At 60.0% G+C, this 12169-nt stretch carries 13 protein-coding genes; 8 read left to right on the top strand and 5 right to left on the bottom strand.

What is annotated here, in order from left to right:
- The first annotated feature begins 248 nt into the window (after positions 1-248).
- Positions 249-905 (top strand): VOC family protein, encoded by a 657-nt coding sequence (locus CR159_RS17595; RefSeq protein ID WP_102075272.1) that lies wholly within the window; start codon positions 249-251, stop codon positions 903-905.
- Here CR159_RS17595 and CR159_RS17600 read toward each other — a convergent pair.
- Positions 875-2938, bottom strand: coding sequence for a putative bifunctional diguanylate cyclase/phosphodiesterase (locus CR159_RS17600; RefSeq protein ID WP_102075273.1), 2064 nt, complete (start codon positions 2936-2938; stop codon positions 875-877). The genes CR159_RS17595 and CR159_RS17600 overlap by 31 nt on opposite strands.
- A 165-nt stretch (positions 2939-3103) precedes the next feature.
- Here CR159_RS17600 and CR159_RS17605 point away from each other — a divergent pair, with 165 nt between their 5' ends.
- Positions 3104-3961, top strand: a complete 858-nt coding sequence (locus CR159_RS17605; protein ID WP_102075274.1) for a PA4780 family RIO1-like protein kinase — start codon at positions 3104-3106, stop codon at positions 3959-3961.
- Between the two features lie 46 nt (positions 3962-4007).
- Here the strand turns inward: CR159_RS17605 and CR159_RS17610 are convergent, their stop codons facing one another.
- From CR159_RS17610 to CR159_RS17620, 3 genes are all read right to left on the bottom strand, one after another.
- Positions 4008-5465 (bottom strand): PepSY-associated TM helix domain-containing protein, encoded by a 1458-nt coding sequence (locus CR159_RS17610; RefSeq protein WP_102075275.1) that lies wholly within the window; start codon positions 5463-5465, stop codon positions 4008-4010.
- A gap of 105 nt (positions 5466-5570) precedes the next feature.
- Positions 5571-5963: a DUF2946 domain-containing protein gene (locus tag CR159_RS17615; RefSeq protein ID WP_102075276.1), complete on the bottom strand. Its 393-nt coding sequence runs from the start codon at positions 5961-5963 to the stop codon at positions 5571-5573.
- A 36-nt stretch (positions 5964-5999) separates the two neighbouring features.
- A complete protein-coding gene (locus CR159_RS17620) occupies positions 6000-6488 on the bottom strand; it encodes a hypothetical protein (RefSeq protein WP_199173362.1) in 489 nt (162 codons plus the stop codon).
- A 169-nt stretch (positions 6489-6657) separates the two neighbouring features.
- On the opposite strand from CR159_RS17620, the gene CR159_RS17625 reads away from it, so the two are divergent.
- The gene (locus CR159_RS17625) at positions 6658-7212 is read left to right on the top strand and encodes an MOSC domain-containing protein (protein ID WP_102075278.1); all 555 of its coding nucleotides are present in this window, start codon (positions 6658-6660) and stop codon (positions 7210-7212) included.
- 26 nt (positions 7213-7238) lie between these two features.
- Here CR159_RS17625 and CR159_RS17630 read toward each other — a convergent pair whose 3' ends face one another.
- Positions 7239-8093: a tRNA threonylcarbamoyladenosine dehydratase gene (locus CR159_RS17630; protein ID WP_102075279.1), complete on the bottom strand. Its 855-nt coding sequence runs from the start codon at positions 8091-8093 to the stop codon at positions 7239-7241.
- Between the two features lie 131 nt (positions 8094-8224).
- Here CR159_RS17630 and CR159_RS17635 point away from each other — a divergent pair, with 131 nt between their 5' ends.
- Genes CR159_RS17635 through purU form a run of 5 tightly spaced genes read left to right on the top strand, consistent with a single transcriptional unit; the run spans position 8225 to position 12128 of the window.
- Complete coding sequence (locus CR159_RS17635) at positions 8225-8875, top strand: gamma-glutamylcyclotransferase (RefSeq protein WP_233208385.1); 651 nt, start codon at positions 8225-8227, stop codon at positions 8873-8875.
- 52 nt (positions 8876-8927) lie between these two features.
- Positions 8928-9560 carry a pyridoxamine 5'-phosphate oxidase gene (gene pdxH, locus CR159_RS17640; protein WP_102075281.1) on the top strand — a complete coding sequence of 211 codons (633 nt, stop codon included), beginning with the start codon at positions 8928-8930 and terminating at the stop codon, positions 9558-9560.
- A gap of 24 nt (positions 9561-9584) precedes the next feature.
- On the top strand, positions 9585-10106 hold the full coding sequence (locus CR159_RS17645) for a flavin reductase family protein (RefSeq protein ID WP_102075282.1): 522 nt from the start codon (positions 9585-9587) through the stop codon (positions 10104-10106).
- A gap of 37 nt (positions 10107-10143) precedes the next feature.
- Positions 10144-11268: an NAD(P)/FAD-dependent oxidoreductase gene (locus CR159_RS17650; RefSeq protein WP_102075283.1), complete on the top strand. Its 1125-nt coding sequence runs from the start codon at positions 10144-10146 to the stop codon at positions 11266-11268.
- Between the two features lie 11 nt (positions 11269-11279).
- Positions 11280-12128, top strand: coding sequence for a formyltetrahydrofolate deformylase (gene purU / locus CR159_RS17655; RefSeq protein ID WP_102075284.1), 849 nt, complete (start codon positions 11280-11282; stop codon positions 12126-12128).
- The last annotated feature ends 41 nt before the right edge of the window (positions 12129-12169 follow it).

Raw genomic sequence — 12169 nt, forward strand, 5'->3', positions numbered from 1 at the left:
GTAGGGGAAATTGCGTCCGCAGCGCTGAAAATCTCCTCCAACGCCGCCCCCAAGCAGACCGGCGCAGCACTCGGTCAGATCAAGGCGCAAAAATCACTCCCGCAAGCCTCATGGTGAAAAGTCCGGGCTAGCTCGACCAGGTGACAAGCCCGTTTCCCGCCAAGCGCAGTGCGCGTGAAGCGACCTTCCCGAAACTGGGATATGGTTATACCGGGACAACCGAACGCTATAAAAAGAGGAATTCGCCTATGCTCACCGCCCGCATCGATCATTTGGTCGTCACCGCGCCCACATTGACGCAAGGAACACAGTACTTGCACGAAACCCTGGGCGTGAGTCCACAAGCAGGCGGCGAGCATCCTCGCATGGGCACGCACAACAGCCTGTTAAGGCTTGGTCCAGACCTGTACGTGGAAGTCATCGCTCCCGATCCAAGGGCGGCTGCGCCTTCCCGGCCTCGCTGGTTCCAGCTCGACGATGCCAACTGGAATGTTCAGCCGCAGCTGGCAAGCTGGGTCGCGCGCACCAGCGATATATACGCGGCGCAAGCGGCAGCGCATATCCCGAACGGCGAGATCCAGTCCATGACCCGCGGCGACCTGGAATGGCTCATAACGATTACCGAAGACGGAGGCCGGCCAATGCAAGGGGCGGCGCCGTCCTTCATTCAATGGAATACGCCCACGCATCCGGCGGCCGCGATGCAGGAAACCGGCTGTTCGCTGCTGGACCTGGAGGTCCATCACCCGGAAGCCGCGGCGCTTCAGGAAACGTTGCGTCGTATTGGCTTTGAAGGAAAGCTCTCGGCGCATGCCCTGTCAGCCGGCGTGCCGCCGTACCTCGTGGCGCATATCCAGACACCGAATGGACCGCGTCAGCTCGGCGTCAGCATTTCCAGAAACTGATCCGGTGGCATGGGGCGCCCAAACAGATAGCCTTGCAGCGAATCGCATCCCAGGCCCGTCAGGAACTGTTGCTGTGCAACGGTCTCGACGCCCTCGGCGACGACTTTCAGGTTAAGGGTATGCCCAAGCGCAAGAATCGCGGAAACAATGGCGGCGTCCTCTGTGCTATGCGGGAGCTCTCGCACGAATCCGCGATCGATCTTCAATTCGTGTGCCGGCAAGCGCTTAAGATAAAGAAGGCTGGAATAACCGGTCCCGAAATCGTCAATGGCAATCCGGATGCCTGTATCGTTCAATTGCTGCAGGATCAAAATGCTTGCATCGGCATCGCGCATGGCCACCGTTTCAGTGACTTCCAGCGTCAAATGGCGTGGGTCAAGATTATTCCGTTGCAATACATCGCATACGGCCTGGACCAGGCCCGTATGGCCAAACTGGAGGCCCGACAAATTGACCGCGACAGACTTATCGCGGTGCCCCTTCTCGTGCCAGATACATAGCTGCCGGCATGCCTCGCCCAACACCCACTCACCAATCTGCACGATCATGCCGTTTTTCTCGGCGGCCGGGATAAATTCGTCTGGAAACACCAAACCTCGTACCGGGTGATGCCAGCGCAGCAGTGCTTCCGCGCCGGTGATGATTCCGCTGTGGGCGTCGACCTTGGCCTGATAGTGCAGGACGAACTCGCGCCGCTCCATGGCCATGCGCAAATCATGCAATAGCTGCAACTGCTGCTGTGCATTCGCGCTCATCGATGCCTGGAAAAAACAGTACGTGTTCTGGCCCAGCGACTTGGAGTGATACATCGCCGCGTCGGCATTGGTCAGCAAGTCGCGCTGACTCGCGCCATCGCGTGGATACATCACGATTCCGATGCTGGTCGAAACGCGCAGTTCATGACCCGCCAGTTGAAAAGGTTCACGGATGATCGTCAACAGGCTTTCGGCAAGGCCTGCGACGTCTTTCGGCTCGAGCAGGCCAGTCAACAACACAAACTCGTCGCCGCCGAGGCGCGCAATCGTATCCTCCGGGCGTACCCGGGACAGAATACGCCGCGCCACCTCGACGAGCAAAGCATCGCCTGCCTGATGGCCATAGGCGTCATTGACGGCCTTGAAGCCATCCAGATCCATGAACATCAACGCAAACTGCCCTTCTTCAGCATCAGCAGCATGGATGCATTGCGCGAGCCTGTCTGCCAGCAATACACGGTTAGGTAAATTAGTAAGGCTGTCATGGAGTGCCCGGTGCCTCAACTCTCCATTTGCATCGGCCAGAAACCCTGCAAGTTTTGCTGTGCGGGACTCAAGCCGCGCATCAAGCACGGAGCTGACCAGGGCGATTCCCAGCACCGCCATGGTGACGACAATCACCACCAGTGCCAACCACCTGGAGTCCACGCCCGCCCCTAGTGCTCCGCAGATACTGCCGGATGAGAACTGAGCGGCGGCCATTCCCGTATAGTGCATTCCGGCGATAGCCAGCCCCAAGATGACGGCGGCGCCCAGACGCAACCATCCACTATGCAATGACCGGCCGCGCAGATGAAAAGCCATCCATAAGCCAATGCCGGACGCCCCGATGGCAATGGCAACCGAAGCGGCAACCAAAGATGGAACATACCGGATTCCGGGGTTCATGCGCAGGGCTTCCATGCCGGTGTAATGCATGCTTATGATGCCCACCCCCATCAGGAGCGCACCGGCAAGCAGCCTGGGCCAGGGCAAGGTCTTGTAAGTAAGAATCCATAGCGCAAATGCGGAAGACGCGATGGCGATCAATAAGGACAATGCCGTGATTACCGCGTCGTAGCCCAGTGGGATCGGTAATCTGAAGGCAAGCATTCCCACAAAATGCATGGCCCAGATACCAATGCCCATGGCGCATGCTCCGCCCGCCAGCCATCCATATGCCGCCCGACCTTGGGCCGCCGCAATACGGCCAACCATGCCAAGCGCAGTGTATGAGGCCAGGATCGAAATAAATATCGAGGACAGGACAAGGAGGGGGTTATAGGTGCTGGCAAGCATCGAGTGTTCGCGGGAAAAAGACGCGGTCCCTGGGGGAAAGAGACGTGATACTGAAGAAGTGAGGGGGCAATGACAGCGATCCGAGCGCCATAGTGTACCTCGGCGTGTTCCCGCAAGCCCTCCTCCCGTATAATCGGGCATGAGCAAATCTATTTTTCACACCGCATGAAGGTGCCCAAGCGACTGGCTCCTCTTCTTGAAGAGGGCCTCATCGATGAAGTCATCAGCCAACTGATGAGTGGCAAGGAAGCAACGGTATATGTGGTACGCAGCGGCGACTCCATACGTTGCGCCAAGGTCTACAAAGACGCCAAGCAGCGCAGCTTTCGCCAGGCCGCCTCTTATCGCGATGGCCGCAAGGTGCAGAACAGCCGCCAGGCGCGCGCCATGGAAAAAGGAACCCGTTACGGGCGCCAGATGCAGGAAGAACTTTGGCAAAACGCCGAGGTCGATGCCTTGTTCCGGCTTGCCAATGCCAATGTCCGGGTGCCACAGCCGTATATCTGTACCGACGGCGTGTTGTTGATGGAACTCGTGGTCGATGACGTTGGCGACGTGGCGCCACGCCTTAACGATGTCGACATGACGCCAGAGCGCGCGCTGGAACTACATGCCATGCTGGTCAACCAGGTGGTGCGCATGCTGTGCGCCGGTATTATTCATGGCGACCTTTCCGAATACAACATTCTGCTTGCCGCCGGTGGCCCCGTCATTATCGACTTGCCCCAGGCGGTAGATGCCGCCGGCAACAATGAGGCGGCCGCCATGCTGTGCCGCGACGTCGAAAACCTTGCCACCTTCTTCGGGCAATTCGCCCCACAGCTGCTTGCCACCGACTATGGCAAGGAAATCTGGACGCTTTTCGAGGCGGGTGAGCTTACCAGCGAATCGGTCCTGACAGGTCGTGTCGACGTTGACACGCGTCCGGTGGACCTAGAAGCCCTGATGGACGACCTCGAAGACGCGCGCCTTGAAGAAGAAGCCAGGCTGCGATACGAGCAGGGCCTGCGCAGCGCCAATTGACTTCAGCGTGGCATGCCCGCTGCGGCATGCCATGCTGTAGGCGCCGTCAGCCCACGAGCAATCGGTTCCTGCGACGGGATACTACGAGCAGTATGCCGTCAACGAGCACGAAAACGATCAGGCTGAAACCCAATACGGGAAGGAACCATCCTGTCAGCCCCGCGGCAATCAGTATTGCGACTCTCGCCCCAAAAGGGGCATGACCCAGCAAAGAGAGCAAGCCTACGTGCCGGGGAGCTGCCGCGGCGCTAGACGCTTGCCTGCGCCACCACATGGCATAGCCCCATACGATCATGGTGAGCAGGCCTCCCGCGAAGACTATGAGCACAAGCTGATTGGCCAGGCCAAACAGCGCGCCCATATGCGCGTCTATGCCCCAACGGGTAAGCTTGGCCGCCAGCGGGAAATCAACAAAACGGATTTGATCGACGACAGCCATGTTGCGCGGGTCAATCGCGACGGCGTCCACTTGCGTCGGCCAGCTGCGGTCGATCTCCGTAACCGTCCAGGCCTTGCCCGGCTTGGCGGGCGGCCGGATCTCGACCTTGCCGGCATTGATGCCGGCCATCCTTGCCGCGGCCAGCACAGGATCGAACATGGCCGCATCGTCGACGTCAGACAGGGGCACGGCAGCATGGTGATGCGCGTGTTCGTCGGATGCCGGACGGGCGGACGCCGGATCGAGACTGGTCGCCACGGCTGGCGTGCCCCAACCATAGTAGCCCCGCAATACCGATATGTTGGCGCCGGCCCACTGCGACCAAGTCAGGCCGGTTACGGAAAAGAACAAGACGCCAATCAAGACCCAAAGCCCCAGCCGTCCATGCCAGTCGCGCAGTCGATGGCGGCGGGCGCTCACCGACCGGGAAGCTCGCCGGGCCAGCCGTTCGCGACGATATTTCGCCACCCACACGGCAAGCCCTCCAAGGGCCGCAATCCAGAGCCAGGAAGCAGCGAGTTCGCTGTACAGGCGACCGGCATCCCCCAGGTGCAAGCCACGATGAAATACGTCTATCCAGGCGCGTATCGGCAATACGCCACTGGTTCCATAAACCCCAAGATCGCCCCGCACCTCGGCCGTCACCGGATCGATAAAAATCGCCCGGCTGTCGGACGGGCCCATCCCCGGCTTGGAGAAAAGGATGCGAGTCGTAGTGCCCGGCACAGGCGCCGGCCTGATCGCGACGAGCGCCGGACCCTCACCCGTCACTTCGCGGGCGGCGGCGATCTGGTCCAGCAATGGAGCGGGCTTGCCGATACTGTCGGTGTACAGCTCATGCTTGTAGACCTGGTCCTCGATCTGAGGTGTCAGGGCATACAGAATACCGCTGAGCGCGGCTGTAAAGAGAAATGGTCCTACCAACAAACCAATATAGAAATGTAGTCGCGTCAGCAAGGCGAACGCCCAGCGATTCGTGCTTGGGGTGTGCGAGGTAGACGTTGTTGCGAATGCAGTGTTCGCGCGATCGGGTACTTCCGAGACAGGAGTCGTGTCGGTCAACATAGGTCACTCTGAATGTGGCAGGAATGGCCTGGCGGCGTTGCGCACCTCCTTCACCGATGTCGGGAGAGGTGGATCGGATCGCATTTGACTGCGCGCCGCAACTATTTACGTCCCAGGCAGGCTTGTGTCGTTGCCAATCAGCGAGGGAGGAGCACGCGGCAACGCATCCGGGAAGTTGACCTTGATGGCCTGATGATTACTGCTACCGTGCTGCAGCGGCTCTCCATGCAGCAGAGCCGCATTCAAGACCGGACCGCTGCAGTCGCCCAGGGCCGGCAACTGTGTCAGGAGCGTGCAATAGCCACATTCGTCCAGACCGTGATCAGAATGATCGGCGGGGGCAGGATCGCCATGAGCATGTCCCGACATGGCAGCTTCGTGCCCCGCTGGAACATGCGCCATGGCCAGCGCTTGGGAAACCACCGGCGCGACGGAGATCATCAGCATCGCCAATAAAGCGAGCCAGGCCGAATATAGATGGCGACGATTAAGCTTCAATGAGGCTCCATGCTTGTCAGCGTATTAAACGCCTGCTTATCGACCCGGTTTCCTGAAATCGTTGGCTATCCACTCCGCGGCGCTGTCCGGCGTAAGCTTGAAACTCGTCGGCACCTCGACCTGGGCAAGCTGCTCGCCGGCTTCATCACAGGCGCTTAGCGTTGCAGACGGATTGTCGTCATCGGGCACGATATCCAGCTTGATGGTCAGCCGCGCGGACGCCGTGCGCACCTTGAGGCTTTTATGCAGGAGGGCGTGCAGCTGCTGCTCGTGGCGGCGCAGGACTTCGGTTGCGGTCTTGACCAGGGTATAGAAGGCAGAAGCGTCCAGCGGCTTGGGATTCTTCTTGTCCCGGCCCATGGTCCATGGGCCCACCAGTGCCGGCTCATCCTCGCCGTCCATGATCATTTCCACCGCCCAGCCATCGTCGTCCTGGTTCTTGATGACCCGGGCCGTCCAGCCATCGTCGCACCAAAGCCGCGGCTCTTGCACCTTTGCATCCCGGTCCGTTTCATCATCCTGCATCCCGGCATCAAGAATAGGCTGGTCGTTCACTGTGTCATTACTCCGCATGGTTCACTTGAATATCGTACAACAGGCCGTATGCTTGCACGTTTCACTTGAATATGCGAACCACGGCGGCAAACATGGTCGGCCCGCGATAAGATATCCTCATTCAACCCCGAGGTCCACTATGCCTGACATCCCGCTTCCATCCGTTATCGCCGTCAGCAAAGGCCGGGCCCATACGTTCACCAAGGCCCTGCACGGCAGCATCACCTTATTGGCGGCGCTGGGCGTGGAAGGCGATGCGCACTGCGGCGTCACCGTCAAGCATCGTTCCCGCGTCGCAAAAGATCCCTTACAAGCCAATCTACGGCAGGTGCATCTGCTTCATAGCGAACTGCATGACGAGCTGGCAACACAAGGTTTCCAGGTCGGCCCTGGCCACATAGGTGAAAACATCACCACCCGGGGCATCGACTTGCTGCAATTGCCCCGTTCGACCCGGCTGCACATCGGCGCAACGGCCGTGGTCGAGGTGACTGGCCTGCGCAACCCCTGCTCGCAACTCGATGCGTTCCAGGCGGGCCTAATGGCCGCCGTACTGTCCCGGGACGAGCAAGGTCGGCTGATACGCAAGGCCGGTGTGATGGGCATCGTGCTGTGCGGCGGTGTAGTCTTTCCGGACGATCACATAATTGTTGCCCTTCCCGACCAGCCACACCAGCCGCTGGAACCGGTGTGACCGCCAATCACTAACGGCGGACTATCTCAGGCGAACTTGCCGTTCAGCAGCCAATGTACCGCCTCGTTGGCTGCCGCCATTCCCATTGCCGCCGTCACGGTAACGACTGACCCGTATCCCGCGCATGATAAGCCTTGCAAGGTATCAGGCGGCTGTTGCGCACCGGAAGCCTTGGCCGGGATGGTTGCGTCGTCGGCACCGGCCGACCATTGCGCCGGCAAGAGCGCCGGCTGATCGAACCACAAGGCACGAACGCCCATCTTGGGCACACGCTTGCGCGGCTTGCCGGCGTGGTCGGACGCTTTGGGATAGCGGTGCTGACGGCGCAAGGTATTGCGCAGCTTTGCCAGCAAGGCATCATTGACGGCCAGTGACAGGTCGCCGGCACGCAGGGTGAGTGGATTTACTTTTCCGCCTGCCCCGCCGCACACCAGGACGGGGATCTCGCGCAGACGCGCTTGCAGAATCATGGCGATCTTGGCCTGCGCCTGGTCCGTGCAATCGATGATCAGGCCGGCATCATCGCCGAATACGTCCGCTACGTTATCGGGACTTACGAAATCATCGACCATCCGGACACGGCACTCGGGATTAATCCCGTGCACGCGCTGAGCCATGGCCGCGACCTTGGACTGGCCCAGGGTCTCGGTCAGCGCATGCAGCTGGCGGTTGATGTTCGACTCGGCAATATGATCGAGATCAATGAGGCTGAGCGCCCCGACTCCGCAACGCGCCAACGCCTCGGCGCACCAGGATCCCACTCCGCCAATGCCGGCCACCACGACGTGAGCGCCGCGCAGAGCCTGCAGGCTGCCGGGGCCATACAGGCGTTCAAGGCCGCCGAAGCGGCGTTCAGTATCGAATTGACAGGTTGCGGACATATTGAGGTCGGACAGTAACGTAAAAAAATGAGTAGCTCCACGGTATCACGTCCAGCGCGATGCCTGCCGCCGCGCAACTGATTTACTATGTCGATATATCGCATCTCGAACCCTGCTCTTGCCAGAATAAAGTGACTAACACCTTTGCACCCGCTCCGCACGCCGCCGCCGCACCCAGCAGCTTTCGCTTGTTGACCGAAGCCGAACGCCATGCATCCATGCTGGATGCGCTGTCCGGCTGGAATGGCGATGAAGATGTCTGGATATACGGATACGGCTCGCTCATCTGGCGGCCTGAATTTCAGTTCATCGAGCAGCGGGCAGCCCTGCTGCACGGCTACCACCGCGCACTATGCCTGTGGTCGCGCGTCAATCGCGGAACCCCGGACAAGCCTGGGCTGGTGTTCGGCCTTGATGTCGGCGGTTCATGCCGGGGCATGGCGTACCGAATCCCGGCCGGCGACGTCCCATCCACGATGGAAGCGCTCTGGCGTCGAGAAATGCCCAGCGGCGCTTACATCCCTAGGTGGCTCAGGTGCCGCACGGATCACGGAATAGTCAGCGCGCTGACCTTCACCATGAACCGCTACACCGACGCCTACGTGCGCGACCTGCCCGCCGAACGGCTGATCGACATCGTCCAGAGCGCGCATGGCAGCTATGGCCCATGCATCGAGTACGTCCTTGAAACCGCAAGGGCACTGAAGCAGTCCAATATCCAGGACAAGCGTCTACAGCTGCTGGTCCGCGAACTCCACAAGTCCACGACCGGTACGACCTGATATCCCGGAGTCCAGTAAACTAGTATTCCGCCACCTTTCTTACCGTGCCATCATGTCCGTTGCCGATCTTCGCCAGAAATACGAAAAATTCGAGTTGCTCGAGGCATCTCTTGCCACGACGCCGCTGGAGCAATTCACGCTATGGTTCAGCGATGCGCTACAGGCTGCCGTGCCTGAGCCCAACGCGATGACACTGGCCACCACCACGCCAGAGGGCCGCCCCGCGGCGCGCATCGTGTTGCTGAAAGGTTTCGATGAGAGGGGCTTCACCTTCTTTACCAATTACGCCTCACGCAAAGGACGGGAGCTGGCCGCCAATCCATTTGCCAGCCTGCTGTTCTTCTGGCCGCAACTTGAGCGGCAGGTACGACTGGAAGGAAGCATAGAAAAGGTGTCCGCCGCCGAGTCGGACGAATACTTTCAAAGCAGGCCGCTGGGGTCGCGCATAGGCGCCTGGGTTTCCCCCCAGAGCCAACCTATCACCCGCGCCGAGCTTGAAGCGCGATTGCTTGCACTGACGGAATCGCTGGGTGCAGAGCCTCGGCGACCTGAACACTGGGGCGGCTACCGGCTAAAGCCCGATTACGTCGAGTTCTGGCAGGGCCGGCCTTCGCGCCTGCACGATCGCCTGGTGTTCCAACGCGATAACGGGGAAAGCTGGTCGCGTACGCGCCTGGCGCCCTGAGCGTCGGCACACAAGAAGGACTCTATGATAGCAACGCCTCCCGACTTCAATGCCGACTTTTTCCGTTCGGCACTAGGCCGATTTGCGACCGGCGTTACCATCATCACCACCGAGACGGACGATCACCGGCCCGTGGGCCTGACGATAAGCTCATTCAATTCGGTATCGCTCGAACCGCCCATGGTGCTGTGGAGCCTGTCCAAGGCCGCGTCGTCCTTGCGCCATTTCGTGCATGCGCAACGATACGTCATCCATGTACTGGCGGCGCCGCAGCTGCACTTGGCCAAACGATTCGCCTATGGTCCGCAGGCCGGCCGATTCAGCGACCTGGCCCTGGCACGCGCGCCTGGCGGCACCTTGATGCTGGACGATCCGGAATGCGCGGCTTGGTTCGAGTGCCATAATATTACGCAGCATGAAGCAGGCGACCATCTGGTCTTTATCGGCCAGGTGGAACGCTGTCACCGCAATTTCGGTCAACCCCTGGTATATCATGCCGGTGATTTCGACCTCACACCCTCTACCGAACCTTTGTCGAACGACTAGGCATCGGTAGACATACCTAAGCAATGCAGGAAACATCATGGCAGCAGATATAGACTGCGTCGTTCTGGGAGCCGGCGTAGTCGGCCTGGCTGTCGCGCGCGAACTCAGCATGGCGGGCCGGGAAGTCCTGGTCGTGGAAGCGGCCGAGGCTATCGGCACGGGCACCAGCTCACGCAACTCGGAAGTGATCCATGCCGGCATCTACTATCCGCAAGGCAGCCTGAAGGCGCAGCTATGCGTCGCAGGCAAACACATGCTCTATGACTATTGCACCGAACGCGGCATACCGCATCGGCGCATGGGCAAACTGATTGTGGCGGCTACGCCGGAGCAGAGCGGACAGCTTGAGGCGATCGCCCAGCGCGCCGCGTTAAACGGCGTCGATGACCTGTACCGGATCAGCGACGTTGAGGCGCGCGAACTGGAACCCGCACTGGTGTGCGACGCGGCATTGGTTTCGCCTTCCACCGGCATTGTCGATAGCCACGCACTGATGCTCTCGCTGCAGGGCGACGCAGAAAATAACGGCGCACAATGCGTTTTTCATACGCCCTTTCGCGCCGGACAAGTACTGGACTCGGGCGAATTCCTGCTTCAGTTCGACGGCGCCGACGCCATGGAGCTCACCGCCAATTGCGTCATCAATGCCACGGGCCTGTCGGCGCCTTCCGTCGCGCGAAAGCTGCTGGGGCAGCCGGAACAGCACATACCGCAGGCCTACTTCTGCAAGGGCAGCTACTTCACCCTGTCAGGCCGCTCACCCTTCAGCCGCCTTATCTACCCGATGCCGGACAACGCCGGCCTGGGCGTGCACCTGACGTTGGACCTTGGCGGCCAGGCCAAGTTCGGTCCGGACACTGAATGGATAGACCGTGAAGACTATACGCTGGATGCCCGGCGGGCCGACATGTTTTACGAGGCGGTGCGGCGTTATTGGCCAGCGCTGCCCGACGGCGCATTGAATCCCGGCTACACGGGAATACGTCCTAAAATAGTGGGCGCCGGCGCACCGGCCGCAGACTTCGTGATCGCAGGGCCGTCCACGCACGGCATCCCCGGCTTGATAAACATGTTTGGGATTGAATCACCAGGGCTCACCGCATGCCTCGCGCTCGCGCAAATGACCCGCTCCGCACTCATGCAAACGCCCCACCAGGCTTGACCGATAAAAAAATGAACGATTACATTCTTACCCTTTCCTGTCCCGACCGTATCGGCATTGTGCATAGCGTTACCGGCTGGCTGTTGAACCTGCACGGCAACATCATCGATGCCCAGCAATTTGGGGATCTGGAGACCGAACGCTTTTTCCTGCGTGTGCATTTCCACCTTCCCCTGCCCGCGGATGCAGCGGAACTGGAGCGCTCCTTCGCGTCGGTCGCCAACAAATTCGACATGGAAGCGCAAATCTATGATGCCCAACGCAAGGCGCGCCTGCTCATCCTGGTCAGCCGGCAAGGGCACTGCCTGAACGATTTGCTGTTCCGCAAGCACAGCGGACAATTGCCTGTGGAAATAGCCGGCATTGTGTCGAATCATGGCGATTTCGCGGCGATGGCGGGATCCTATGGCATACCGTTTTATCATCTGCCCGTGACTCCGGAGACACGGGAAGCACAAGAGCAGCAGATCCTGGATCTGGTGCGGAAAGAGAACGTCGACCTGGTGGTGCTGGCGCGGTATATGCAGATCCTGTCGAATAATCTGTGCCAGGCTTTATCCGGAAAGGCGATCAATATCCATCACAGTTTTTTGCCTAGCTTCAAGGGGGCTCGTCCTTATCACCAGGCCCATGCGCGTGGTGTGAAGATCATAGGTGCGACGGCGCATTATGTGACGGGAGACCTGGATGAAGGTCCGATCATTGAGCAGGATATTGAGCGGGTCGATCACGCGATGAGTGCGCGTGACCTGACGCAGGTAGGCAGCGATGTGGAGTCGCTGGTGCTGTCGCGTGCGGTGCGGTCGCATGTTGAGCATCGGATTTTGTTGAATGGGCAACGGACGGTGGTGTTCAGATAGGGTTTTTTTCTGACTTACGTCAGGGTGGATGGTTTCTTACG

This window comes from Pollutimonas subterranea (assembly GCF_002849655.1).
In the GTDB taxonomy this organism is placed as follows: domain Bacteria; phylum Pseudomonadota; class Gammaproteobacteria; order Burkholderiales; family Burkholderiaceae_B; genus Pollutimonas; species Pollutimonas subterranea.

Coding starts and splice junctions, on each gene's coding strand:
- CR159_RS17595 (WP_102075272.1), top strand. CDS start 249: ATGCTCACCGCCCGCATCGATCATTTGGTCGTCACCGCGCCCACATTG.
- CR159_RS17600 (WP_102075273.1), bottom strand. CDS start 2,938: ATGCTTGCCAGCACCTATAACCCCCTCCTTGTCCTGTCCTCGATATTT.
- CR159_RS17605 (WP_102075274.1), top strand. CDS start 3,104: ATGAAGGTGCCCAAGCGACTGGCTCCTCTTCTTGAAGAGGGCCTCATC.
- CR159_RS17610 (WP_102075275.1), bottom strand. CDS start 5,465: ATGTTGACCGACACGACTCCTGTCTCGGAAGTACCCGATCGCGCGAAC.
- CR159_RS17620 (WP_199173362.1), bottom strand. CDS start 6,488: ATGCAGGATGATGAAACGGACCGGGATGCAAAGGTGCAAGAGCCGCGG.
- CR159_RS17625 (WP_102075278.1), top strand. CDS start 6,658: ATGCCTGACATCCCGCTTCCATCCGTTATCGCCGTCAGCAAAGGCCGG.
- CR159_RS17630 (WP_102075279.1), bottom strand. CDS start 8,093: ATGTCCGCAACCTGTCAATTCGATACTGAACGCCGCTTCGGCGGCCTT.
- pdxH (WP_102075281.1), top strand. CDS start 8,928: ATGTCCGTTGCCGATCTTCGCCAGAAATACGAAAAATTCGAGTTGCTC.
- CR159_RS17645 (WP_102075282.1), top strand. CDS start 9,585: ATGATAGCAACGCCTCCCGACTTCAATGCCGACTTTTTCCGTTCGGCA.
- CR159_RS17650 (WP_102075283.1), top strand. CDS start 10,144: ATGGCAGCAGATATAGACTGCGTCGTTCTGGGAGCCGGCGTAGTCGGC.
- purU (WP_102075284.1), top strand. CDS start 11,280: ATGAACGATTACATTCTTACCCTTTCCTGTCCCGACCGTATCGGCATT.